At 74.5% G+C, this 25,709-nt stretch carries 18 protein-coding genes; 14 read left to right on the top strand and 4 right to left on the bottom strand.

Annotated elements, in window-relative coordinates; genetic code table 11:
- The first annotated feature begins 56 nt into the window (after positions 1-56).
- The 3 genes from AC3WT4_RS11795 to AC3WT4_RS11785 all read left to right on the top strand — a co-directional run bounded on the left by AC3WT4_RS11795 (position 57) and on the right by AC3WT4_RS11785 (position 6,221).
- On the top strand, positions 57-1,037 hold the full coding sequence (locus AC3WT4_RS11795; protein ID WP_400113355.1) for a glycosyltransferase: 981 nt from the start codon (positions 57-59) through the stop codon (positions 1,035-1,037).
- Complete coding sequence (locus AC3WT4_RS11790; protein WP_492315512.1) at positions 1,034-1,774, top strand: hypothetical protein; 741 nt, start codon at positions 1,034-1,036, stop codon at positions 1,772-1,774. Before AC3WT4_RS11795 ends, AC3WT4_RS11790 begins: the two co-directional genes overlap by 4 nt.
- 127 nt (positions 1,775-1,901) lie before the next feature.
- Positions 1,902-6,221, top strand: coding sequence for a LamG-like jellyroll fold domain-containing protein (locus AC3WT4_RS11785; RefSeq protein ID WP_492315511.1), 4,320 nt, complete (start codon positions 1,902-1,904; stop codon positions 6,219-6,221).
- Positions 6,222-6,281: 60 nt separating this feature from the next.
- On the opposite strand, the gene AC3WT4_RS11780 is transcribed toward AC3WT4_RS11785, so the two are convergent.
- Positions 6,282-7,589 (bottom strand): hypothetical protein, encoded by a 1,308-nt coding sequence (locus tag AC3WT4_RS11780; protein ID WP_492315510.1) that lies wholly within the window; start codon positions 7,587-7,589, stop codon positions 6,282-6,284.
- Positions 7,586-9,103: a tyrosine-protein kinase domain-containing protein gene (locus tag AC3WT4_RS11775; RefSeq protein WP_108049107.1), complete on the bottom strand. Its 1,518-nt coding sequence runs from the start codon at positions 9,101-9,103 to the stop codon at positions 7,586-7,588. Before AC3WT4_RS11775 ends, AC3WT4_RS11780 begins: the two co-directional genes overlap by 4 nt.
- A gap of 209 nt (positions 9,104-9,312) precedes the next feature.
- Between AC3WT4_RS11775 and AC3WT4_RS11770 the strand changes: the two genes are divergently transcribed.
- Positions 9,313-10,656 carry a lipopolysaccharide biosynthesis protein gene (locus AC3WT4_RS11770; RefSeq protein WP_492315509.1) on the top strand — a complete coding sequence of 448 codons (1,344 nt, stop codon included), beginning with the start codon at positions 9,313-9,315 and terminating at the stop codon, positions 10,654-10,656.
- Positions 10,657-10,766: 110 nt separating this feature from the next.
- On the top strand, positions 10,767-14,531 hold the full coding sequence (mfd, locus tag AC3WT4_RS11765) for a transcription-repair coupling factor (protein ID WP_492315508.1): 3,765 nt from the start codon (positions 10,767-10,769) through the stop codon (positions 14,529-14,531).
- 7 nt (positions 14,532-14,538) lie between these two features.
- Here the strand turns inward: mfd and AC3WT4_RS11760 are convergent, their stop codons facing one another.
- Positions 14,539-15,243, bottom strand: coding sequence for an arsenate reductase/protein-tyrosine-phosphatase family protein (locus AC3WT4_RS11760; RefSeq protein ID WP_051028577.1), 705 nt, complete (start codon positions 15,241-15,243; stop codon positions 14,539-14,541).
- 255 nt (positions 15,244-15,498) lie between these two features.
- Here AC3WT4_RS11760 and AC3WT4_RS11755 point away from each other — a divergent pair, with 255 nt between their 5' ends.
- Positions 15,499-15,939, top strand: coding sequence for an FAD synthase family protein (locus AC3WT4_RS11755; protein WP_257418781.1), 441 nt, complete (start codon positions 15,499-15,501; stop codon positions 15,937-15,939).
- A 12-nt stretch (positions 15,940-15,951) separates the two neighbouring features.
- Here AC3WT4_RS11755 and AC3WT4_RS11750 read toward each other — a convergent pair whose 3' ends face one another.
- On the bottom strand, positions 15,952-16,170 hold the full coding sequence (locus AC3WT4_RS11750; RefSeq protein WP_043659410.1) for a PLD nuclease N-terminal domain-containing protein: 219 nt from the start codon (positions 16,168-16,170) through the stop codon (positions 15,952-15,954).
- A 245-nt stretch (positions 16,171-16,415) separates the two neighbouring features.
- On the opposite strand from AC3WT4_RS11750, the gene AC3WT4_RS11745 reads away from it, so the two are divergent.
- The 8 genes from AC3WT4_RS11745 to AC3WT4_RS11710 all read left to right on the top strand — a co-directional run bounded on the left by AC3WT4_RS11745 (position 16,416) and on the right by AC3WT4_RS11710 (position 25,643).
- Positions 16,416-18,611: a carbohydrate-binding module family 20 domain-containing protein gene (locus AC3WT4_RS11745; protein ID WP_492315507.1), complete on the top strand. Its 2,196-nt coding sequence runs from the start codon at positions 16,416-16,418 to the stop codon at positions 18,609-18,611.
- A gap of 107 nt (positions 18,612-18,718) precedes the next feature.
- Complete coding sequence (locus AC3WT4_RS11740) at positions 18,719-19,534, top strand: nucleoside triphosphate pyrophosphohydrolase (RefSeq protein ID WP_492315506.1); 816 nt, start codon at positions 18,719-18,721, stop codon at positions 19,532-19,534.
- A gap of 207 nt (positions 19,535-19,741) precedes the next feature.
- A complete protein-coding gene (gene eno / locus AC3WT4_RS11735) occupies positions 19,742-21,028 on the top strand; it encodes a phosphopyruvate hydratase (protein ID WP_021483383.1) in 1,287 nt (428 codons plus the stop codon).
- A gap of 192 nt (positions 21,029-21,220) precedes the next feature.
- A complete protein-coding gene (locus tag AC3WT4_RS11730; RefSeq protein WP_492315505.1) occupies positions 21,221-22,042 on the top strand; it encodes an FtsB family cell division protein in 822 nt (273 codons plus the stop codon).
- Between the two features lie 41 nt (positions 22,043-22,083).
- On the top strand, positions 22,084-22,611 hold the full coding sequence (locus AC3WT4_RS11725; RefSeq protein ID WP_492315504.1) for a DUF501 domain-containing protein: 528 nt from the start codon (positions 22,084-22,086) through the stop codon (positions 22,609-22,611).
- A 21-nt stretch (positions 22,612-22,632) separates the two neighbouring features.
- Complete coding sequence (locus tag AC3WT4_RS11720; RefSeq protein ID WP_492315503.1) at positions 22,633-23,667, top strand: Ppx/GppA phosphatase family protein; 1,035 nt, start codon at positions 22,633-22,635, stop codon at positions 23,665-23,667.
- A gap of 213 nt (positions 23,668-23,880) precedes the next feature.
- Positions 23,881-24,213, top strand: a complete 333-nt coding sequence (locus AC3WT4_RS11715; RefSeq protein WP_034651541.1) for a PadR family transcriptional regulator — start codon at positions 23,881-23,883, stop codon at positions 24,211-24,213.
- Positions 24,213-25,643: a hypothetical protein gene (locus tag AC3WT4_RS11710; protein ID WP_492315502.1), complete on the top strand. Its 1,431-nt coding sequence runs from the start codon at positions 24,213-24,215 to the stop codon at positions 25,641-25,643. Before AC3WT4_RS11715 ends, AC3WT4_RS11710 begins: the two co-directional genes overlap by 1 nt.
- Positions 25,644-25,709: the final 66 nt, after the last annotated feature.

Below are 25,709 nucleotides of genomic sequence, written 5' to 3'. Positions count from 1 at the left end.
ACGGCCGCGCGGCGGGCTTAGGATCGCCGCGACGGCCGACGTGCCAGGACCTGGAGGTGACGACCGTGGACGACGTCTCGGACGCCTCCGGCGACCTCGCGATCGTGGTCGTGAGCTACGGCTCCGCCGCCCTCCTGGAGCGCAACCTCGGCGCGCGCGGCGCGGTCGGGGAGGCACGCGTGCTCGTCGTCGACAACCGTTCGACGACGGCGGAGCGCGAGCGGGTCTCGCGCCTGGCGGACGAGCGCGGCTGGGACCTGCTCGCCCCGGCGGAGAACCTGGGCTTCGGCGGCGGCGCCAACCTGGGGATGCGCGCGGCGTTCGACGCCGGCGCGGACGAGGTGCTCCTGCTCAACCCCGACGCGACGATCGCCGCGGCCGACGTCCGGACGCTGCGGGCGGCCGTCGACGACGACCGCCTGCTCCTCGTCTCCCCGGTCGTCCTCACGCCCGCGGGGCGCCGCTGGTTCGGGGGCCTCGACGTCTACCTCGACGACGGGACGTTCCGCGCGCCGTCGCGCCGCGACGAGCACCCCGGCGCCGCGCGCGTGGAGTGGCTCAGCGGGGCGTGCCTGCTCGTCACCCGGGAGGTCTGGGAGCGCACGGGCGGGTTCGACGACGCCTACTTCCTCTACTGGGAGGACGTCGACCTGTCCTACCGGCTGCAGCGCGCGGGCGGCCGGGTCGCCGTCGTCGAGGACGCCGTCGCGGTCCACGACGAGGGCGGGACCCACCGCGACGGCCGGCAGCGGCCGGAGGCCAAGTCGGAGACGTACTACTACTACAACATCCGCAACCGGATGCTGTTCGCCGCGCAGCACCTCGACGAGGTGTCCGTGCGGCGCTGGCGGCGCAGCGCGCCGGGCAACGCCCGCGCGGTCCTGCGGCGCGGCGGCCGTCGCCAGTTCCTGCGGCCGGTCGTCCCGCTGCGGGCGGCCTGGCGCGGGCTGCGCGACGGCCGTCGGGCGGCCCGGCAGGGCGCCGCGACGGCGGACCGGCGCGAGCCGGCACGGAGCACGACCGGAGGCGGACGATGAACGCGGAGAACGACGGCGCCCCCGAGGGTGGCGCCACCCCGGCACGGCGGCCCTCCCGCCGCGTCGTCGCGGTGATCGGGGCAGCGGTCGCGCTCGCGGTCGCCGTCACCCTGGTCGTGCTGCAGCCGTGGCGGTCCGACGGCGACGCGTCCCCGGGCGGGACGGTCACGCCCGCACCGGTCGCCTCCCCGGAGGCGAGCGGCGACGCCTCGGCGGACGCGACCGCGGACGACGCGGGCGACGCAGGCGACGGGGACGGCGCCGCCGCGGCGGGCGGCGACGCGGCCGGCGGGACGGGCGAGACCGACGGGGCGGACCCCGCCGTCGTGCCCGTGGCCCCCGAGTTCGAGCCGGCCGCGCCGGACCAGACGGTCCAGGCGCCCGACGGCGTCGCCGTGCGGCTCGCGCAGGTCGAGCACGTCGAGGGCGAGGCCGTGGCCGCGGGCGAGACCTCGGGTCCGGCCGTCCGCCTCACCGTCGAGGTCACCAACGGGACCGACGCCCCGCTGGACCTCTCCTACGCCGTGGTCAACGCCTACACGGGCGAGGACCGCGTGCCGGCCGGGCGCCTCGTGCAGCCCGGCGGCCGGCCCTTCGAGGGCGAGCTCGCCCCGGGCGAGAGCGGGACGGGTGTCGTCCTGTTCTCCATCCCCGACGCCGACCGCGACGACGTCACCGTCGCGGTGGAGTACGCGCCGGGCACGTCGACCGTGGTGTTTCGCGGCGATCTGTCCTGACCCGCGCGGGAGGGGCGGTAAATTTCGCCCGCTCGCGCCGTTCTGCGGCCGGTTCTCCGGCGCTACAGTCACAACGTCCGGCTGATGGACCGGCATTTCTGCGGGTCCGCGACGAAGAGAGTGACCCATGAAAAACAATGACGTGAGTCGGACGGTCGTCCAGGGCTCTCTTCGGGGCGCGCCGCCGGGACGACGACGCGTCGTCGGCCGGGTCGCCGGGCTGACCGTCGCCGCCCTCGTGGCGACGGCGCTGGTCGCCCCGTCGGCCGGCGCGGTCGAGACCGCGGCGCCCGCCGCGGCCCCCGCCGCCGTCGCGCCGGACGCGCCGGTGGCCGCTGCGGCCACCCCGGCCGACGCGACCGTGCCGGTCACCGCCGACCCCCTGCCCACGACCCAGATCGACGGGATCGTCTGGGCGCAGACCATCGTCGGCGGCCGCGCGTACGCCGGCGGCCAGTTCACCTCGGCACGCCCCGCGGGTGCGGCGGCCGGGACGGGCGAGACCCCGCGCGCGAACATCCTGCGGTACGACGTCGAGACCGGCGTGCTCGACGGGTCCTGGAACCCGGGCACGAACGGCCGCGTCCTCGCGATCTCGTCGTCGCCGGACGGCAAGCGGCTGTACGTCGCGGGCGCGTTCACCGAGATCGCCGGCCAGACGCGGTACCGCCTCGCGGCGTTCGACACCGCGACCGGCGCGCTCGTCTCGAGCTGGAACCCGGGCACCAACTCCACGGTCTACGACATCAAGGCGACGAACTCCACGGTCTACATCACCGGCGAGTTCTCCAACGTCAACAACACCGCGCGCGCCCGCATCGCCGCCCTGGACGCGTCCACGGGTGCGCTGCTCGGCTTCGCGCCGGAGCTCGCCGGCGGGTACGGCGGCCGCGCGATCGAGATCTCGCCCGACGGCGCCAAGGTGGTCGTCGCGGGCTCGTTCACGAGCACCAACGGGTCGACGAACCCGGGCCGGGGCATGGCGGCCCTCGACGCGACGACGGGCACCGTGCTCCCGTGGGCCGTCAACTCCGTGATCCGCAACGGCGGCGACAACGCCGCGATCTACTCGCTCGCGTCCGACGGCGACAGCGTCTACGGCTCGGGCTACGACTTCGGCGGCAGCAAGACGGAGGACGACTTCGAGGGCTCGTTCCGTGCGAGCTGGTCCGACGGGTCGATCGTCTGGATGGAGGACTGCCACGGGGACACGTACTCCGTGTACCCGGCCGGCGACTCCGTCTACGTCGCGACGCACGCGCACTACTGCGGCAACATCGGCGAGTTCCCGCAGACGGACCCCTGGACGGTGAACCACTCGCTGGCCTTCGCCAAGGAGCCCTCGGACCGCAAGATCACCCCGGACATCTGGGGCTACCGCAGCTTCACGGGCCAGACGGCGGGCAAGCTGCTGCACTGGTACCCGACGTGGAGCACGGGCAGCGCGTCCGGGATCTCGCAGGCCGGGTGGGACATCACGGCCAACGACAAGTACGTCGTGTACGGCGGCGAGTTCACGCGCGTCGCCGGGGCCCGGCAGCAGGGCCTGGTCCGGTTCGCGCGGCGCGACGTCGCCCCGACGAAGATCGGCCCGACGATCCAGGGCGGGCAGTACGTCATCTCGACGCGGTCCCTCGTCAGCGGGAGCGCCCGCGTCTCCTGGCCGGCGAACATCGACCAGGACAACGCCGAGCTGACCTACGAGCTGTACCGCCGCGGCACGACCGCCCCGATCTCCACGCAGAAGGCGTCGTCCACGTACTGGGTGCGCCCGACCATGGGCTACACCGACTCCGGCCTCGCGCCGGGCAGCACGGTCGAGTACCGCGTCAAGGTGATCGACGGCGACGGCAACTCCACGGTGTCGAACTGGACGCCGGTCACGATCGCGGCGCAGGGGTCGAGCACGGCCTACAACGACTCGGTGCTCGGCGACTCGCCGGTGAGCTACTGGCCGATGAACGAGGCGAGCGGGAGCAGCGCGACCGACTGGGCCTCGCTGTCCGACCTCGCGCTCACGAGCGGCACGACCCGCGGCGTCGACGGCAAGGACGTCCCGCCGACGGCGAAGGCGACGCGCTTCTCGGGCGCCAACGGCGTCTCCGGGAGCACCCCGACCGCGACCACGGGACCGCAGCGGTTCTCCGTCGAGGCCTGGTTCCGCACGACCTCGACGTCGGGCGGCAAGATCGTCGGCTTCGGCAACGCCAAGACCGGCACGTCGTCGAGCTACGACCGGCACATCTACATGAACAACTCGGGGCGCCTGACGTTCGGCGTCCACCCGGGGATGGTCCGTGAGATCACGACCGCCGGCTCGTACAACGACGGCGCGTGGCACCACGTGGTCGGTACGCTCGACGGCTCCGGCATGACCTTCTGGGTCGACGGCGTCAAGGCGGGTCAGCGCAGCGACACGACGTCGGCGCAGTCCTACTCGGGCTACTGGCGCGTCGGTGGGGACAGCCAGTCGGGCTGGCCGAACAGCGGGAGCTCGAACTTCTTCAACGGCACCATCTCCGACGTCGCCGTGTACGACCGTGCGCTCACCCGCGGCGAGGTCTCCGACCACTGGACGGCGAGCGGCCGTCCCGCGGCCGGGGCCACCGCGCCGCAGGACGCGTACGGCCAGGCGGTCTACTCGCTCGAGCCGACGCTGTACTGGCGGCTCGGCGAGTCCTCGGGCTCGGTCGCGAAGGACTCCGGCCCCGACGCGTCCGACGGTTCGTACTCCGGCCCCGTGACGAAGTCGCAGACCGGCGCGCTCACGGGCGTCACGGACAAGGCGGTGCGCTTCCAGCCGACGAAGAACATCTTCGGCACCTGGAACGGCGGGCTGGTCGCGAGCCAGCGCAGCTACGCCAACCCGACGGTGTACTCGGTCGAGACCTGGTTCAAGACCGACACCACGACCGGCGGGAAGCTCATCGGGTTCGGCAGCAGCCGGACGGGCACGAGCTCGAACTACGACCGCCACGTGTACATGTCGGCGGACGGCAAGGTGAAGTTCGGCGCGTACGACGGCGCGCAGCAGGTGCTCAGCACCACGGGCTCGTACCGGGACAACGCCTGGCACCACGTCGTGGCGACGCAGTCGAGCGAGGGCATGCGGCTCTACCTCGACGGCGAGCTGGTCGGGTCGAACGACAAGGCCGTGCCGGAGAACACCACCGGCTACTGGCGGCTCGGCGGCGACAACGGCTGGGAGGGCGACACCTACTGGAAGGGTTACCTCGACGAGGCGGCCGTCTACCCGGTCGCGCTCACGCCGGCCCAGGTGAAGCAGCACTACCAGCTGGGCTCCGGCACCACGCCGAACGTCCCGCCGCAGGCGGTCGTGACGGCACAGGCCGACGGCCTCACGGTGTCGGTCGACGGGTCGGGCTCGAGCGACCCGGACGGCACGCTGACCGGGTACGCGTGGGACTTCGGTGACGGCGCGACCGGCACCGGGGCGACGGCGACCCACACCTACGACGCGCCGGGGACGTACACGATCACGCTCGACGTGACCGACGACCGCGGGGCGACGGCCACGGCGACGACCTCGGTGCAGGTGCTCGCGCCGAACGTGGAGCCGCAGGCGGCGTTCACGGCCTCCACGACGGACCTCACCGTCGCGGTGGACGGCTCGTCGTCGAGCGACCCGGACGGCACGATCGCGTCGTACGCGTGGAGCTTCGGCGACGACGCGACGGCGGAGGGCGCCACGGCCTCGCACACCTACGCGCAGGCCGGGACCTACACGGTCACGCTCACGGTGACGGACGACCGCGGGGGCACGTCCTCCGTGTCGCACGACGTCGTGGCGACCGCGCCGGCCGAGAACGTCGTCGTGCGCGACACGTTCGACCGCGCGGTGACCTCCGGCTGGGGCACGACGACGTCGGGCGCGGCGTGGTCCGCGCTCGGCGGGGCCGCCGCCTTCTCGGTCGCGGACTCGGCCGGCACGCTGGCGCTGTCACCCTCCTGGACGCGCGAGGCGCGCCTGGCGGGAGTCTCGGAGTCGCGGGCCCGCACCGAGACGACGTTCTGGGCGGACGTCGCGTCGGTGGGCGGGACGACGTCGGTCACGCTCATCGGGCGGCAGGTCGGGACGAGCACGTACTCCGCGCGCGTCCGGCTCGAGCCCAACGGGCTCATGCGGCTCTACCTGCTCCGGGACGAGACGCTCCTCGGGAACCAGCTGCTCCCCGTGACGTACGCACCCGGTGCGCGGTACACGGTGTCGCTCTCGGCGGTCGGGACGTCCCCGACGACGCTCTCCGCCAAGGTGTGGCCCACGACGGCCGGCCCGGCGCAGGCGTGGCACCTCGAGGCGACCGACACCACGGCGGCGCTCCAGGCGCCCGGCACGGTGAGCATCAAGGTGGCGGTGAGCTCGGCGTCCACCAACCCGACGACGCGCGTGTCGTTCGACGACGTCAAGGTGGTGCGCGAGCCGTAGGCCCGCGTCCCGCACGTCCGCCGGTGCCCCCGGGTCCTCGACCCGGGGGCACCGGCGCGCCTAGGGGGAGGCGATCGCGGTGCTGCCGCGGTCGGGCAGCGTGTACGGGGTCGCGATCGCCACGCCGAGCATGAGGACGGTGGCGGACACCGAGTAGAACGGGCTGAAGAGCAGGTCCCACGCGCACGACAGCGCGAGGTAGAGCAGGAGCGCGGACGCCGCGTTGCGGCCGAGGTCGGCCAGCGTGCCGCGCCAGACGACGACGACGCACACGACGGCGAACAGCATGCCCGCGAGCCCGAACCGGATCCACTGGTCGCCGAGCACGGAGTGCACCTCGAAGCCGGACCCGAAGAGGTACTTCTCCACGTAGCCGTTGTTCGGGTCGTAGTTGAGCCGCGCCATCCCGGTCTTGGCGGTGAGCAGGTCCTCGAGGTTGGGCACGGCGCCCGCGCCGTACCCCCAGGGCCGGGCCGCCACGAGCGCGGTCGCGGCGCCCATCTCGGGCCGCCCGCCCGTGAAGACGGAGCCCGACGTCTGGATCTGCATCTCGGTGCGCTGCTGCGCGTCCGCGCCGAGGTAGCCGTCGAGCACGAGGGTCTGCATCCCGAGGAAGACGACGAGCGCGAGCACGCCGAGCTGCGTCGCGACGCGCACCCCGCCGGACCGCACGCGCAGGCCCGTGCGCATCGCCTGCCAGGCGACGAGGAGCGCGACCATGAGCATCGTGGTCGCGGCCGACCGCGAGTCGTTGACGGCGGAGACCCCGGCGAGCGCGAGGGCCGCGACGACCTGGAGCCCGCGCGACCGCGTGCTGAGGCACAGCGCGAGCACGAGCACGGTCACGGGCATGCCGAACGTGTACTTCCACGGGTTGTCGGCGCCCCCCGTCCGGAGCACGGCCGCGGCGAGCGCGCCGACCCCGAAGAGGACGGCGACGGTCGACGTCTCGAGGACGGCGCGGCACCACAGGAGCACGCCGGCGCCGAGGACGAGCGCGGAGAGGGTGATGAGGCCGTCGCGCAGGGCCAGCGAGGACAGCACGCGGTCCGGTGCGGAGAGCTCGGTGAGCAGGACGCCGCTGAGCAGCGCGAGGACGCCGAGCCCCACGAACCACCGGCCGGGGCGGGACCGGCGCACGACGGGGAGCCACACGGGGAGCAGCACGAGCCCGACGACGATCGCCGGGGTGATCCCCGCGACGATCGAGATCCAGGCGCCGCACGCGAGCGCGGCCGCGCCGGCCGCGATCCGCGTGGCGACGTCGGACACCCCGGGCAGCGGTGCCGCCGCGGGGACGGTCCCGGTCCCGGCCTCTGCCCCGGCCCCGGCGTCTGCTCCGGCGCCGGGCTCGGCTCGCGCCGTCATGGCCGCGTGCGGCGGTCCGCGTCCTCGACGGCGCGCGTCTCCGCGGCGCCCCCGGCCGGCGACGCGTCGCCGGCCGACGAGGCGTCCCCGGTCGCCGCAGCCTCCCCGGTCGCCGCAGCGGCCCGGACGTCCGGGGACCCGGGCTCGCGCGTGAACGCGCCGGGGACGCCGACCCGGGAGTCGTTGACGTAGTAGGCGCTGCGGCCGCGCGGCTTGACGTCGTTGAGCACGATGCCGATGACGTCGGCCTCGCCCCGCTCGAACTTGTCGACCGTCTGGCGCAGCCGCGAGATGCGGGTCTTGCGCGCACGGGCGACGACGAGCACGCCGTCCACCGCGCGCGAGAGCCAGAGCGGGTCGCTCAGCGGGAGGATCGGCGCGGTGTCGATCACGACGTAGTCGTAGTGCGTGCGCAGGTCGCCGATCACGGCGACGAGCCGCTCGGAGGACAGCAGCACGCCGGGGTTCGCGGGCAGGACGCCGCTCGGCAGCACGAAGAGGTTGGGGCGCGTCCAGGGGAGCACGATGTCCTCCTGGGCCACGTCGCCGACGAGCAGGTTCGTCAGGCCGACCGACCCCTCGAGCCCGGTGACGCGCGCGATCGAGGGCCGCCGCAGGTCGGCGTCGACGAGGAGCACGCTGCTCCCGTCCTCGGCGAGCGAGAGCGCGAGGCTGATCGCGATCGAGCTCTTGCCCTCGCCCGCGTCGCCGGACGAGACCATGAGCACGCGGCGGCCGTGGTCGACGTCGGCGAAGCGGACGTTGGCGACGAGCGTGCGCACGCTCTCGGACGGGCGGCTCCCCGGCCCGGCGGCGACGACCGCGGGCAGCGACGTGCGCGACGGGACCTTGACGACCTCGCCGAGGAACGGCACGCCGAGCATCGACTGGATCGACGACGAGCTGACGACGCGGCGCGCGAGCAGCTCGCGCAGGACGGCGTACGTCACGCCGACGGCGAGCCCGGCGGCGAGGCCGACCATCATGAGCAGGCGCGTGTTGGGCGCGATGGGGTTCACCGGCTGGCGGGCGGGGGCGATCGTCGTGATCCGCACGGCCGACGAGCGGTCGGCCAGCTGCGGCGACAGCTCGGGGACGGCCAGCGCGAGCTGGTCGCTGATGCCGTCGGCGATCTCGCGCGCGCGGTCGGGCGAGGTGTCGCTCACCGCGATCTCGATGACGACCGTGTTGAGCGGAGTGTTCACGCTGACGCTGCGGGCCAGACGGGCGGGCGTGGTGTCGAGCCCCAGGTCCTCGATCACGGGCTCGAGCACGTACGGCGACTGCGCGAGCACCGCGTACGACGCGACGAGGTTCTGCACGTAGTTCGAGCCCTGCACCAGCTCCGCGGCGTTCTCGCCCTGCTCGGGCACGACCATCACGGACGCCGACGACTGGTAGACCTTCGGTTCCGAGCGGGCGTAGCCGAACCCGGCGACCGCCCCCAGGACGGCGCACACGGCGACCACGATCCAGTGGCGCAGCACCGCGGTCACGTACTCGCGCAGCGTCATCTCTCGCCCTCCGCGGCCGGTCGGCACCGTCGGCGACGGGCCCTGCCGTCCACCGTAGTCGGGCGCACCGGACGGTCGCCGCAGGTCGGGCGGGATTCACCCTCCCGCGGCGGTCGGATCTCGTGGAGAAGGTCCTAAGATCGTGAATTCCGGGCAGCGGTCCGGCGCTCGGGCCTGCGGGCGACGCACCGGGAGCACGAGGAGGACGAGTGGGCCTCTGGCGTTCGGTGACCGGGACGGCCGGCGCCAAGGTCGCCGTGATGGGCCTGGCGGGCCTGCTCGGGATCGTCACCAGCCGCCTGATCATCGAGCACTTCGGCGTCGCGTCGTACGCCCAGTACGGGCTGCTCAACGGGCTGCGCAACCTTCTGCCGTTCGCCGACCTGGGCATCGGCGCGGTCGTCATCAACGCCATCGCGGAGGCGTCGTCCCCGCGCGAGTCGGAGCGCGTGCACCGGACGCTGACGACGGCGCTGCGCGTCCTCACCGTGTCGGGCCTGACGATCGCCGCCGTGTGCGTGGCGATCCAGCTCCTCGGGTGGTGGCCCCTCCTGCTCGGCGACGGCCTCGTCGCGGGCGGCGACGTCGTCGCGACCCTGTGCCTCGTCGTGTTCGGGCTCTCGCTCCCGCTCGGGATCGGCATCCGGGTCCTCATCGGGCTCAAGCAGAACGTGCTCCAGACGTTCCTCCAGGGCATCGTGTCGCCGCTCTTCTTCGTCGGCGTCGTCGTGCTCGTCCTCGTGGGCAAGGGGCAGGGCGGCGACTACGTCGCGCTCGTCTCCTACGTCGCGGCGGGGCTCGCGTCGGCCATCACGGTGAGCGTCGCGGCGCGCCTGCTCGCGCCCCAGGTCGGCCGGGCGTTCCGCGACGTCCCGCGGCGCCGGGCGGTGCCCGGGGTCCCGGTGGCGGCGGTCGCGGTGCCGATGCTCGTGCAGTCCGTCGCGATGCCCGTGGCGATGCAGAGCGACCGGCTGCTCCTGTCCCACCTGTCCACGACGCAGGCGCTCGCGCAGTACACGTTCGCGACCCAGCTCTTCGGGCTCGTCATGCAGGCGATCATCGCGGCGGGGGTCAGCATGTGGCCCTACTTCGCGCAGGCGCGGGCGCGCGACGAGGTGATGAGCCCCTTCCGGATCTCGCTCGCGTTCCTCGGCGGGGGCGTGCTGCTGTCCGCGGTGCTCGCGCTGTGCCTGCCGTTCCTCCAGGACGTCGTGGCCGACGGCAAGATCACCGTGCCCCTCGCGCTCGTCCTCGGCTACTGCGCGCTCGTGGCGGTCCAGGCGCTCAACTACCCGCCGGGCATGTACATGACCGACGAGCGCGGCCTGCGGTTCCAGGTCGTCCCCGTCCTGCTCATGACCGTGAGCAACGTGGCGCTCTCGTGGGTGCTCATCGAGCCGCTGGGCGCGGCCGGGCCGGTCGTCGGGTCGGCGGTCGCGATCTTCGTCTTCCAGGTGGTGCCGAACTCGATCTGGGTCGCCCGGGACCTGCGTGCCCGACGGCGGGCCGCGGCGGCCGGCCGCTCGGAGGAGGCCCCGGTGGCGGGGGCCTGACGCAGGCCCACGCGCGGAACGATGTGGGTCCACGCGCGTAGTGTGGACGCCGGACCCGATCGCCCGCCCCGGTCGGGACCGTTGTCGTGCCCTCTCCTCGAAGGACCCCCATGAACCTCACCGGCATCCTGCCCGCGCTGCTCGCCGACCAGGCCGCGGCGGCCGCGGTCGAGCACGTGCGCGCACGCGGCGAGGCCGACGTCGTCGGCCCGGCCGGGGTCCGCCCGCCGCTCCTCGCGGCGATGGCCGGGGCGCGCGCGACGGGGCCGGTGCCGGACGCCGAGGCCCTGGCGGCCGACGCCCGGGCCGGCCAGGCGTGGGCCCCCGGCTCGCGCCCGCTCGTCGTGGTCACCGCGACGGGTCGCGACGCCGACGAGCTGGCCGCGAGCGTGCGCGCCTACCTGCCGGACGAGCTCGGCGACGTCGTCGCGGTGCTGCCGAGCTGGGAGACCCTGCCGCACGAGCGCCTGAGCCCGCGCGCGGACACGGTCGCCAAGCGCATCGCGGTGTTCCGGCGTCTCGCGCACCCGGACCCGGAGGTCGGCCCGTCCGGTCCCGTCCGGGTGCTCGTCCTGCCCGTCCGGGCGCTCCTGCAGCCCGTCGTGGACGGCCTGGGGGACCTCGAGCCGGTCGAGCTGCACGCGGGCACGACGGCGGACCTCACGGACGTCGCGGAGCGGCTCGTCGCGGCGGCGTACACGCGCGTGGACATGGTCGAGCGGCGCGGCGAGTTCGCGGTCCGCGGCGGCATCCTCGACATCTTCCCGCCCACGGAGGACCACCCGCTGCGCGTGGAGTTCTGGGGCGACGAGGTGTCGGAGATCCGCTGGTTCGCGGTCGCGGACCAGCGCAGCCTGGAGATCGCCGAGCACGGGCTGTGGGCCCCGCCGTGCCGCGAGATCCTGCTCACGGACTCGGTGCGGGCGCGCGCCGCCGCGCTCGTGGAGGACCTGCCAGGCGCGACGGAGATGCTCGACCGGCTCGCGGCGGGCGTCGCCGTCGAGGGCATGGAGTCCCTCGCGCCGGTGCTGGTGGACCGCATGGTCCCGGTGCTGGAGCTCGTGCCCGACGACGCGCTCCTCGTCGTGGACGACGCCGAGCGCGTGCGCCGTCGCGCCCACGACCTGGTGGCGACGACGGAGGAGTTCCTCGCCGCGGCCTGGACGGGCGCGGTGGCGGGCGGCAAGGCGCCGGTGGACCTGTCGGCGGCGTCGTTCGAGACGTTCTCCGAGGTGCGCGCGGTCGCGCAGCGCCGCGGCCTGGGGTGGTGGACGCTGTCGTCGTTCGCGCTCGACAACCCCGACCTCGACGTCCCGCCGGACGCCGCCGGGAGCGCCGCCGGGAACACCGGCGGGAGCACCGCCGCGGCGAGCGACGGCGCGGGCACGACGGCCGCCCACGTCGGCGAGAGCGCCGACGGCGTGCCGACCTTCACGCTCGGCGCGCGCGACGTCGAGTCCTACCGCGGCGACGTGGCGCGCGCGCTCGACGACGTGCGCGGCCTGCAGCACGCGGGCTGGCGGCTCGTGCTCACGACGGAGGGCCACGGGCCGGCCAAGCGCATGGTCGAGCAGCTCGGCGCGGCGGACACGCCCGCGCGCCTCGTGCCGCGGCTCGACGACGAGCCCGAGGGCGGCATCGTCCTCGTCACGCCGGCGATGGTCGGCAAGGGCTTCGTCGCGCCGGGGCTGCGCCTCGCCGTCTTCTCCGAGGCCGACCTCACGGGCCGCGCCGGCACGAGCACGCGCGACATGCGCAAGATGCCCAGCCGGCGTCGCAACGTCGTCGACCCGCTCCAGCTCAAGGCGGGCGACTTCGTCGTGCACGAGCAGCACGGCGTGGGCCGCTTCGTCGAGCTCGTGCAGCGCACGCTCGGCACGGGCGGCAACGCCGCGACGCGCGAGTACCTCGTGATCGAGTACGCGTCGAGCAAGCGCGGCCAGCCGGGCGACCGCCTGTTCGTGCCCATGGACCAGCTCGACCAGGTCACCAAGTACACGGGCGGCGAGGCGCCGAGCCTCAACAAGATGGGCGGGTCGGACTGGGCCAAGACGAAGTCCCGCGCGCGCAAGCACGTCAAGGAGATCGCGGGCGAGCTCATCCGCCTGTACTCGGCCCGCATGGCGACGCAGGGCCACGCGTTCGGCCCGGACACGCCGTGGCAGCGCGAGCTCGAGGACGCGTTCGCGTACGTCGAGACGCCCGACCAGCTCGCGACGATCGACGAGGTCAAGGCCGACATGGAGAAGACGGTCCCCATGGACCGGCTCGTGTGCGGCGACGTCGGCTACGGCAAGACGGAGATCGCGATCCGCGCGGCGTTCAAGGCCGTCCAGGACGGCAAGCAGGTCGCGGTGCTCGTGCCGACGACGCTGCTCGTGCAGCAGCACCTCGAGACGTTCTCCGAGCGGTACGCGGGCTTCCCCGTGACGGTCAAGGCGCTCTCGCGCTTCCAGACCGCCAAGGAGTCCGAGGAGGTCGTGGACGGGCTGGCCAAGGGCACCGTGGACGTCGTCATCGGCACCCACCGCCTCATCACGGGCAGCGTGCGGTTCAAGGACCTGGGCCTCGTCATCATCGACGAGGAGCAGCGGTTCGGCGTCGAGCACAAGGAGACGCTCAAGCAGCTGCGGACCAACGTGGACGTGCTCGCCATGTCCGCGACCCCGATCCCGCGCACGCTCGAGATGGCCGTCACGGGCATCCGCGAGATGTCGACGCTCGCGACCCCGCCGGAGGAGCGGCACCCCGTCCTCACGTACGTCGGTGCGTACGAGGAGAAGCAGATCGCCGCCGCGCTGCGCCGCGAGCTCCTGCGCGAGGGCCAGGTGTTCTACGTGCACAACAAGGTCGAGACGATCGAGCGCACCGCGTCGCGGCTGCGCGAGCTCGTCCCCGAGGCCCGCGTGGGCGTCGCGCACGGCAAGATGAACGAGCACCAGCTCGACCAGGTGATCCGGGCGTTCTGGGAGAAGGAGCTCGACGTCCTCGTCTGCACGACGATCATCGAGACGGGCCTCGACATCTCCAACGCGAACACGCTCATCCTCGAGCGCGCGGACATGCTCGGGCTGTCCCAGCTCCACCAGCTCCGTGGCCGCGTGGGCCGCGGGCGCGAGCGCGCATACGCGTACTTCCTGTACCCGCCCGAGCGGCCCCTCACCGAGACCGCGCACGACCGCCTCGCCACGATCGCGGCCCATACCGACCTCGGCGCGGGCATGCAGGTCGCGATGAAGGACCTCGAGATCCGCGGCGCGGGCAACCTGCTCGGCGGGGAGCAGTCCGGGCACATCGCGGGCGTCGGGTTCGACCTGTACGTGCGCATGGTGGGGGAGGCCGTGGCGAACTACCGCGGCGACGGGCCCGAGGAGCAGCCGGAGGTGTCGATCGAGCTCCCGGTCGACGCGCACCTGCCGGAGTCCTACATCGCGACCGAGCGCCTGCGGCTCGAGGCGTACAAGAAGATCGCCGCCGCGGCCGATGCGCCGGAGCTCGCCGAGGTGCGGGCCGAGCTCGTCGACCGCTACGGCGCGCTCCCGGACGTCGCGTCCGCGCTGTTCGACGTCGCGGACTTCCGCAACCACGCCCGCCGGGCAGGGCTCACGGACGTCACGGCGCAGGGCAAGTTCATCCGGTTCGCGCCGGTCGACCTCCCCGAGTCGGCGCAGCTGCGGCTCAAGCGCCTCTACCCGGGCACGCTGCTCAAGCCCGCGATCCGCGCGATCCTCGTGCCGTACCCGACGACGGCGCGCATCGGCGGCCGTCCGCTGCGCGGCGCGGAGGTCCTCGGGTGGGCGCGCCAGCTCATCGACGCCGTGGTGCTCGGCGAGGTGAGCGCGGCCGCGACGGTGGGGACGTCGTCGGCCCGCTGACACGCGGTCAGCGCAGGCGCCAGCTCCGCCGTCCGCCGTGCCGGGGGGAGCTGCTGCCGCCGCGCCCGGTGGGGTCGGTGCCGTCGCCGGCGCCGGGGAACGGCGGCGTGCGCGCGCCGCGCTCGGTGAGGGTGGGGGACCACTCGAGGCGCCGGGCCGCGGGCGGGTGCACGACGCGGGCGACCGCCGCGACCGCGGTGTCGATCGTCGTGAACGCCTGCCGGTAGGCCCGCTCGGAGCGGCCGTGCGGGTCCGGGATGTCGAGGGGCGTGCGCGGGGTGATCGTCCGGACGCGCTGCGCGCTCGCGATCTCCGGGAGGCGGGCGATCCGGTCGGCGTCGGTCTCGTCCGGGTCGACGGGCAGGTCGACGGCCGAGAGCAGCGCGGCGAGCTCCAAGAGCGTGTAGGTGCGTCGCACGGCCTGCGGGACGAGGGTGACGACGGCGGCTCGCTGCGCCCGGGACATCGTGAGGACGAGGTCCGCCTGCTCGATCATCGCCGCGGTGAGCTGCCGGCCGGTGTGCGTCGACGCCTCCAGGCCGCGTGCCGCGAGCAGCCGCGCCATCGGCTCGTCGAGCGGGGCCCCCTCGAGCGCGTGCGTCCCGGCGCTCGACACCGTGACGCTCGTGTCGCTGCGGATGCTCAGCAGCCTCTCGGCGGTGGGGGAGCGGCAGACGTTCCCGGTGCACACGGTGAGGACCTGGGACGGCATGACTGAGGTCGGCACTCCCTCCGGTGCGCGGGGACGTCGTCCGGAAAGGCGACCGACCGAAGGTAGCACGCAGCGATCGGGGCCCTGCCGGGCGGACGGGCGGGTGCGCTCCCACGCGCTCGTGGGGCCCACAATTCACCCGGTGGGCCGCACTCTTCACCCTCGGGGGGCGTGGTTCCGGGCCTCCTCCCGGTCCTAGCCTGGACGCGGCCCCCTCGCCGTGCGGGGCGCGCGGCCGAGGACGGGAGGACGGGCATGAAGGTCGGGTACGCCCCCGGTGCGTGGGACCTGTTCCACGTCGGGCACCTCAACGTCCTCCGGCACGCCCGCAGCGAGTGCGACTACCTCGTCGCGGGCGTCGTGGACGACGACATGCTCGAGCTCGCCAAGGGCCGGCGCCCGGTCGTCCCCGTCACGGAGCGCGCGGAGATCGTCCGCCACGTCCGGTTCGTCGACGAGGTGTTCGTCGAGACCCAGCCCGACAAGCTCGAGACCTGGCGGCAGCGCCCGTTCGACGTGTTCTTCAAGGGCGACGACTGGCGCGGTACCCCGAAGGGCGCCGAGCTGGAGAGCCGCTTCGCCGAGGTGGGCGTCGAGGTCGTCTACTTCCCCTACACGGTGCACACGTCGAGCACGGCGCTGCGGCGCGCGCTGACGCTGCTCGAGCCGGCGGCCGGGATCACGGTCGAGGGCTGAGCCCTCCGGCGGTCAGCTCTTGCGGCCGTCGAGGAAGTAGGCGATCGGGCCGACCCAGTTGACGAGGAGCGCGAGGCCCCACGCGAGCTTGGTCCCGTTCACCTGCTCGGCCGGCCGACGCACCAGGTCCCGGTACGCCGCGGCGGTGAGCGTGACCTGTGCGGCCCCCACGATCCCGACGGCGATCCGCTGACCCTTCGTCAGGTCCTTCCACCGGCGCTTGGTTCCCATGGCGTCTCCTCTCGGCGTGTCCTCCGACGCTATGCCGTCCGGGCCGCCGCCGCACCGGCACGACCCGTCGACACGGGTCGTGACAGGCCGCGTCCGTCTCTGTAAGGTTGCAGCAACATCCGGAAACATCCTGCAACGCCGCAGGCTCCGGTCGCGCCCGCCACCCCTGGGCGCTCGTCATCACCGCGTGGCCCGCCCGTGCTCGACGCCGAGCGCGCGGCGGCCGCATCCTCGAAGGAGCTGCAATGACGCGCACCACCGACCTCGCCGGACCACCGGCGCCCACCCCTGTCCCCGCAGGCCGCCCCGCCCGCCAGGGCCTCAGCCGCCTGCGCCGCGTCCTCGCGGCCGGCGCCTCGGCAGCCCTCGCGCTGACCGCGGCGCTGGCCACGGTCCCGGTCGCCGCGCCCGCCGCGGCCGCGCCGCCCGTGCCGACGCCCGTCGTCGACTCGCCGAACGGCCGGGGCGACGTGATCCTCAACCTCTTCCAGTGGACGTGGGACTCCGTGGCCGCCGAGTGCACGAGCACCATCGGCCCGGCCGGGTTCGGCTACGTCCAGGTCTCGCCGCCGCAGGAGCACATCCAAGGCACGGCCTGGTGGACCTCCTACCAGCCCGTCAGCTACAAGCTCGAGTCCAAGCTCGGCACGCGGGCCGAGTTCCAGCGCATGGTGAGCACGTGCAAGGCGGCGGGGGTCGGCGTGATCGTCGACGCCGTCGTCAACCACACGGCGGGCGCCGACACCGGGTCCGGCACCGGGACCGGCGGGACGAGCTACGCCGTGGACAGCTTCCCGGGTGTCCCGTACGGGCCGAACGACTTCAACGACTGCCGGTCGAACATCAGCAACTACGGAGACCGGTACAACGTCCAGAACTGCCGCCTCGTCTCGCTCCAGGACCTGCGGACGAGCTCTGACTACGTCCGCGGCAAGATCGCGGGGTACTTCAACGACCTCCTGTCGCTCGGCGTCTCGGGCTTCCGCATCGACGCCGCGAAGCACATCCCGGCGTCCGACCTCGCGGCGATCAAGGCGCGGCTCACGAACCCGAACGTCTTCTGGGTGCACGAGGTCATCGGCGCGAGCGGCGAGCCGATCCAGCCCGCGGAGTACCTCGGGTCGGGCGACTCGCACGAGTTCTTCTACGCGCGCGAGCTGAAGTCCCGGTTCGACGGCCAGATCAAGGACCTGCGGACGATCGGCGACAACAAGCTGCCCTCCGACCGCGCGGGCGTCTTCGTCGACAACCACGACACCGAGCGCAACGGCGAGACCATGAGCTACAAGTGGGGCGCCAAGTACCGGCTCGCCAACGCGTTCATGCTCTCGTGGCCCTACGGCGCACCGAGCGTCTACTCGGGCTACACGTGGAGCGACAAGGACGCGGGTGCGCCCGGCGCCTCGGCCACCTCCGTGCCCGACGCGAGCTGCGCGAGCAGCGCGTGGGTCTGCACGCAGCGCTGGACCGAGATCGCGGGCATGGTCGGCTTCCACAACGCCGTCGCGGGCACCGCGGTGACGAACTGGTGGGACGACGGGAACAACCACGTCGCCTACGGGCGGGGCGCCAAGGGCTACGTGACGATCAACAACTCCGCGAACGCCGTGACGCGCACGTACCAGACCTCGCTCCCCGCCGGGACGTACTGCGACGTCGTGGCGTCGAAGGACTGCTCGAAGAAGGTCACCGTCACCGGCTCGGGGACCTTCACCGCGACGGTGCCCGCGTACGGGGCGCTCGCGCTCCACGTCGGGGCGCGCGACGACGGCGGCACCGGCGGTCCCGGGCCGGTCGACCCGACGGGCGCGACGACCGTCTACTACGCGACCGACAAGGGCTGGAACGCGTACAACGTCCACTACAAGGTCGGCACGGGCGCCTGGACCGCCGTCCCCGGGGTCCCGATGGCCGCGGCCTGCACAGGCTGGGTCTCGCGGCAGATCACGCTGCCCAGCGGGGCGACGGGCGCCGCCGCGACCGTCACCGCCGCCTTCACGAACGGCTCGGGCGCCTGGGACAGCAACGGCGGCAAGGACTACTCCCTGTCCGGCGCCGCGGTCGCCGTCTCCGGCGGGACGGTCACGGCGGGCAACCCGTGCGACGGCGGCGGGTCCCCGGGCGGGCCGGGCGGGCCGGTCGAGGGGCAGGGCGACGCGGCGTTCTCCGTCACCGCCTCCACCACGTGGGGCCAGACGGTCCACGTCGTCGGCAGCATCCCCGCGCTCGGCTCCTGGGCGCCCGCGAACGGGGTGCCGCTGTCGTCGTCGGCCTACCCGGTGTGGACCGCGCGCGTCGACCTCCCGGCCGGCACGACGTTCCAGTACAAGTACGTCAAGCGCGACGGCGGCGGGAACGTCGTCTGGGAGAGCGGCGGCAACCGCACGGCGACGGTCGGTGCGGACGGCTCCGTGACGCTGTCGGACACCTGGCGGTCGTGACCCGCGCCCGCTGACCCGCCGAGCACGCGGTCGCTGCCCGTCCACCGGGCCACGACCGCGTGCTCGGCGCGCGGGATCCGCACGCCCGGCGAACCTACGATGAGGCGGTGACCGCCCCCGAGCCCTCGGCTGCCCCGCACCCGCACGAGCCCGCGCACGACCGCGCGCACGACCGTGCGCCCGGCACCGCGACCGACCCGCTGCGCGACGTCGTCGCCGTCATGGACCGCCTCTACTCCCCGGGCGGGTGCCCGTGGGACCGCGAGCAGACGCACGCCTCGCTCGTGCGGTACCTCCTCGAGGAGGCGCACGAGCTCGCCGACGCCATCGAGACCGACGACCGCGCCGGGATGCGCGAGGAGCTCGGCGACCTGCTCCTCCAGGTGCTGTTCCACGCGCGCATCGCGAGCGAGGAGCCGGACCCGTTCACCGTCGACGACGTCGCCGCCGACCTCGCGGCGAAGCTCGTGCGGCGCCACCCCCACGTGTTCGCGGACGCCGACGCGACCGACCTGCACGGGCAGTGGGACGCGATCAAGAAGGCGGAGAAGCAGCGCTCGTCGGTGCTCGAGGGCATCTCGCACACGCAGGGGGCGCTCGCCCGCGCGCAGAAGGTCCTGTCCCGCGCCGGGCGCGGCGGCCTCGGCGACGTCGTCGGCGCGGCGCTCGCGGCGCCGTCGGGCACCGGGCCCGCGGCGGCCGGCGAGGACGGCGCCGGCCCGACGCCCGACGAGCGCCTCGGGCGCGAGCTGCTCGCGCTCGTGGCCCGTGCGGAGGCGGACGGGCTCGACGCCGAGGCCGCGCTGCGCGGCGAGCTGCGGCGCGTCGAGGCGCGGATCGTCGCGGCCGAGACGTCGGAGGCGACGTCGGCAGAAGTGCAGGCGGAGACCGGGGCGGACGGGGGCCCGGCGGGGCAGGGCTGAGGCGGGACGTTCGTCCCGATCGTCGGCGCGCAGGTCCCCGACCCGAGGCCCACGGACCGGACGCAGCGGCGCAGGTCACAACCGGGCACTAGGCTGTGGTCGTAAACCCACCATCGTCGCGGGCGCGCACGCGGCGTCCCGGGTTTCCCTGCCCGGGTCTGCCACCACCGTTCGAAGCGCCCGCAGCCCTGCCCCGAAGGAGCACCTGTGGCCAGCATCGAAGCCGTTGGAGCGCGCGAGATCCTCGACTCCCGCGGAAACCCGACCGTCGAGGTCGAGGTCGTCCTGGACGACGGGACGTTCGCCCGCGCCGGAGTGCCGTCGGGCGCGTCGACCGGTGCGTTCGAGGCCGTCGAGCGTCGTGACGGCGACAAGTCCCGCTACCTGGGCAAGGGCGTCGAGGGCGCGGTGAACTCCGTGATCGACGACATCGCCCCGGAGCTCATCGGCTTCGAGGCCGAGGACCAGCGCCTCATCGACGCCGCCCTCATCGACCTCGACGGCACCCCGAACAAGGGCAAGCTCGGCGCGAACGCGATCCTCGGCGTCTCGCTCGCCGTCGCGAAGGCCGCGGCGAAGAGCGCGGGCCTCGACCTGTACCGCTACGTCGGCGGCCCGAACGCGCACGTCCTGCCCGTGCCGATGATGAACATCCTCAACGGCGGGTCGCACGCGGACTCGAACGTGGACATCCAGGAGTTCATGGTCGCCCCCATCGGCGCGTCCTCGTTCCGCGAGGCGCTGCGCACCGGCGCCGAGGTCTACCACGCGCTGAAGTCCGTGCTCAAGGAGAAGGGCCTGGCCACCGGCCTCGGCGACGAGGGCGGCTTCGCGCCGAACCTCGCGAGCAACCGCGAGGCGCTCGACCTCATCCTCGTCGCGATCGAGAAGGCCGGCTTCGCGCCGGGCACCGACGTGACGCTCGCGCTCGACGTCGCGTCGACCGAGTTCTTCAAGGACGGCGCCTACCAGTTCGAGGGCGGCGCGAAGACGCCGGCCGAGATGATCGCGTACTACGAGCAGCTCGTGCGCGACTACCCGCTGGTCTCCATCGAGGACCCGCTGTCCGAGGACGAGTGGGACAGCTGGTCGCAGCTCGTCGCCGAGGTCGGCGACCGGGTCCAGATCGTCGGCGACGACCTGTTCGTCACCAACCCGGAGCGCCTCGCGAAGGGCATCGAGCTCAAGGCGGCGAACTCGCTCCTCGTGAAGCTCAACCAGATCGGCACGCTCACCGAGACGCTCGACGCCGTCGAGCTCGCGCAGCGCAACGGCTTCACCGCGATGGTGTCGCACCGCTCGGGCGAGACCGAGGACACGACGATCGCCGACCTGTCCGTCGCGACGAACGCCGGCCAGATCAAGACGGGCGCCCCCGCCCGCGGCGAGCGCATCAACAAGTACAACCAGCTCCTGCGCATCGAGGAGGCGCTCGACGACGCCGCCCGCTACGCCGGCCGTGGCGCGTTCCCGCGCTGGACGGTGCAGGGCTGACCTGCGGCTGACCGTCGGTCGCGCACGACCCCGCCGGGGAGACCCGGCACCCGGAGCCCGGAGGGCCGCTCGTCGGCCCGCCGGGCTCCGGCGCGTCCGGGCGGGTGAAGAAGTCGTGTCGATCGCCTCACGTTCGCGGGCGCACCGCGCGTGCTCCCGGCGTGCCGCGTCTCGCGGCAGCACAATCGGGGCATGCCGTCCTCGCGTCGTCCTCCGCGCCCCGGTGCCCCCGCGCGGCCGGGCTCCGGGCCCGCGCGCGGCACGTCCGGGACGAAGCCCACGAAGCGTTCCACGTCGTCCGGGTCCGCGAGCCCGCGCGCGGCGTCCCCGGGCGCCCCGCGGACGACGTCGGGCTCCTCGGCCAAGCCCGCGGCCGGTGGCTCGACCGCCCGGACCGCGTCGTCGTCCGGCGCGCGCCGACCCGCCGCGCGGCCGAGCAGGCCGACGTCGACGCGCCGCGCCGCCGGCCCCGCGCCGGAGGACCGGCGCCGGAGCCGCTACGGGTTCCTCCTGCCCGAGGTGGTGACCGTCCGGACCCTGGTCCTGTCCGTCGTCGTGCTCCTCGCCGCGGTGCTCCTGCTGCCGACCTTGCGCGCGTACGTCAACCAGACGGGGGAGCTGCGCGAGCTGCGCGCCGGCCTCGAGCAGGCCCAGGCCGAGCACACCGAGCTCGAGGCCGAGCTCGCCCGCTGGGACGACCAGGCGTACGTCGAGCGCGAGGCGCGGGACCGTCTCAACTTCGTCATGCCGGGGGAGCGGCCGTGGCGCGTGCTCGACCCGGAGACGGTGGTCGACGACACCGACCCGCAGACCGGACGGACGATCACGGACGGCCCCGTCCAGGGGTATGCGGAGGGCACGCCCTGGTACGAGGCCATCTGGGAGTCGGTGCAGGTCGCGGGCGGGCCGCGCCCGGCCGCCGGTGAGGACGCGGGGACGTCGGACGGGACCCCGCCCGCGGGCGAGGACCCGGCCGGCGACGAGGACGCGCCGCCGAGCGGGGAGAATGGGTGAGGCGTCGCCCCGACGCCGTCGACCGACCCGAAGGAAGTCCTGTGCCCGACGCCCGCCTGGCCATCCCCGCCGACGACCCGGACGCCGTCGTCACCGAGCGTGACCTCGAGACGCTCACGGAGCAGCTCGGGCGCACGCCGCGCGGCGTCGTCGGCATCGCCGCGCGGTGCGCGTGCGGGCGGCCGCTCGTCGTCCGCACGGCGCCGCGGCTCGAGAACGGCACGCCGTTCCCCACGACGTTCTACCTCACGAGCCCGGGCGCGGTCGCGGCCGCCTCGACCCTCGAGGCGAACGGCGTCATGAAGGAGATGTCGGAGCGGCTCACCGAGGACGAGGAGCTCGCCGCCGCCTACCGGCGCGCGCACGAGCACTACCTCGCGCAGCGCGAGGCGCTCGGCCACGTCGAGGAGATCGACGGCATCTCGGCGGGCGGGATGCCCACGCGCGTGAAGTGCCTGCACGTGCTCGTGGGTCACGCGCTCGCGGCCGGCCCGGGTGTCAACCCGCTGGGCGACGAGGCGCTCGAGCGCGTGCGCGACGTGTGGCGCCCCGACCGCTGCACCTGCTGACCGCGTGGCACGCTTGGACGCATGACCTCAGGCTCCACCTCTCCTCTCACCCGGGATCCGGGCGCGACCGCCGCGCCGGCCACCTCGCCCGCCCCCGTCCCGCCCGGCGCGTCGCGCGTGGCGGCGATCGACTGCGGCACCAACTCGATCCGCCTCCTCGTCGCCGACGTCGACCCGCAGGCCGGGACGCTCGTCGACCTGGACCGCCGCATGGAGGTCGTCCGGCTCGGCCAGGGCGTCGACCGCACGGGGCGGCTCGCCCCCGAGGCGCTCGCGCGGACGCTCGACGCCGCGCGCCGCTACGCGCAGGTGATCGACGACCTGGGCGCGACGCGGACGCGCTTCGTGGCGACGTCGGCCACGCGGGACGCCGAGAACCGTGACGAGTTCGTCGCGGGCGTCCTCGACGCGCTCGGCGTCGAGCCCGAGGTCGTCTCGGGCGAGGAGGAGGCCGCGCTGTCGTTCCGCGGGGCGACGTCGACCGTCGCGGCCGTGCGCCCCGGCCCCTACGTCGTGGTGGACCTCGGCGGCGGCTCGACGGAGCTCGTGCTCGGCACGACGACGCCCGACGCCGCGTACTCGATGGACGTGGGGTGCGTGCGCATGACGGAGCGGCACCTGCGCTCCGACCCGCCGACCCCCGCGGAGGAGGCAGCGGCCCGTGCGGACGTGCGGGCTGCGCTCGACGACGCGGCCCGCGTGGTGCCGCTCGGGCAGGCGGCGACGCTCGTCGGCCTCGCCGGGTCCGTCACGACGGTCACGGCCCACGCGCTCGGCCTCGCGCGGTACGACCGCGACCGCATCAACGGGTCCGTCCTGCCCGTCGACACCGTGCTCGCGGCGTGCGACGACCTGGTGCACCGCACGCGCGCCGAGCGCACCGCCCTCGGGTTCATGCACCCCGGGCGCGTCGACGTCATCGGCGCGGGCGCGCTCGTGTGGTCGGAGGTCGTGCGCCGCGTGCGCGACGACGTCGCCGCCGCGGGCGGGTCGCTCACCGAGGTCGTGACGAGCGAGCACGACATCCTCGACGGGATCGCCTGGTCGCTCGCCTGACCTGCGGACACCCGGCCCGCTCTCCCCGCCCGACCGCCGAGCCCGGCGTCGTGCCGCACCCGGACCGCCGGGCGCCCGCGACCCGGGCTCGGGCGTCTCCGGGGGAGGAGCGTGTCGTGTGCGCGGTACTGCGCATCGCGCGGTAGTGTGCATCCCGTGATCCCGGTGGCCGAGCACCGGGACGGACCGGGGCCACGCCCGACGGAGGGACGGATGGACACCACGCAGCTGCTCAAGGGGGTGCTCGACGCGGCGGTGCTCGCCGCGGTCGAGGCCGAGGACGGGTACGGGTACGACGTCGTGCGACGCCTGCGCGCGGCGGGGCTCGAGGACGTGGGGGACGCGTCCGTGTACGGGACGCTGCGGCGCCTGTACGCGGGCGGGGCGCTGACCACCTACGTCGTGCCGTCCGACGCCGGGCCGCACCGCAAGTACTACGGGATCAACCCGCAGGGCCGGGCCATGCTCGACCTGCACCGCAAGGAGTGGCAGACGTTCGCGGGCACCGTGTCCGCGCTGCTGCGGACCGGAGAGGTGGCCGCCTGATGAGCACGACGACCCCCGCGCAGCCGCCCGCCGGCGCGCCCGTCGGACGGGCCTTCTACGGGCACGTCCACGCCTACGCCCAGCAGGTGCGCGCGCACCTCGCCGACCTGCGGCCGGACCAGGTCGAGGAGCTCGCCGACGGGCTCGAGGCCGACCTCGCCGAGGCGGTCGTCGACGCGCCCGGGGCGCTCCCGCGCCGCACGACAGGGTCGGCACCCGCCGTCGACGGTCCCGACGACGCTCCGGGCGGCGGTCCCGACGGCGCGGTCGGCACGGGCGCCCCGGAGGCGCTCGACGACATCGGCCTCGATCTCGTCGCGTTCTTCGGCCCGCCCGCCGAGTACGCCGCGGAGCTGCGCGCCGCCGCCGGTCTCCCTCCCGCCGTCGCCCCGGACGGCACCCGGGGCCCACGGCCCGGGGTGCGCCGCCGGGTGCGTGCCCTCGGCGCGTCGCTCGCGGCCGACTGGCGCGCGGGGTGGCAGCCCGTCACCTCGTCGCCGCAGTGGGCCTCGACGACGGAGTTCCTGCGCGCCCTCACGCCCGCGTGGTGGATCCTGCGCGGCTGGGTCGTGGCGACGCTCCTGCTCGCCCTGGTCGCGGGGTACCCGGTGGCCGTGCTCCCGCCGGACCTGTCGGCGCGCGTCGTCGTGCTGCTCGCGGTCGTCGTGAGCGTGCAGTGGGGCAGGGGCCGCTGGCTCCCCACGCGCGGGCTGCGGAAGGTCGGCCGCCCGCTGTCCGTCGCCGCGGCCGTCGCGGCCGTGCCCGCCGTCCTCGTCGCCGCCTCGGCGAGCGCGTCGAGCCCGTACGCGTGGGACCGCGGCTACGAGCAGGGCCGGAGCGACGCGAGCAGCGGCCTCGTGAGCAGCGTGTCGTTCGGGAGCGGCGACTCCCCGGGCACGGCGGGCGTGTGGGTCGACGGTGCGCAGGTGTCCAACCTCTTCGTCTACGACGCGGCGGGCGAGCCGCTCCGCGACGTCCAGGTCTTCGACGACCGCGGCCGCCAGGTCCGCACGGTCACCGAGGAGGGTGCCTCCGGGCCGTGGGCGGTGCCGGACGTCGAGGGCACGTGGTACTTCCAGCCCGCCCTGGCGACGGACGGGCGCGAGCGGTGGAACGTCTACCCGCTGCGCGCGGTCGCCGAGGAGGACGTCGAGTACCGCGAGGGCGACGGCCGCCCCGTCCCGGCGACGGGGACGCGCACGCGCGACATGCCGTGGCCGTTCCTCCAGGCACCGACCGCGGTGCCGTCGAGCGTGGGGGCGGGGGAGACGTCGTCGGGCACGGGCGGTACGGGCGAGGCGCCGGCCGACGAGACGCCGGAGGGCGAGGCGACCGACCCCGCGCCGTCGCAGGAGCCCGCGACCCCGCCCGCGGGCGGGGTGCCGCCCGCGCCGACCGGCCCGACGCCCGTCGTCGGCGCGATCGGCTGACCAGCGGGCCCGGGGGGGGGGGGGGGGGGGGGGGGGGGGGGGGGGGGAAACACACACACACGAACC

The sequence above is a fragment of the Cellulosimicrobium sp. EB106-03-01-XG111 genome, assembly GCF_058792115.1.
This window is presented reverse-complemented; position numbering and strand designations above follow the sequence as displayed.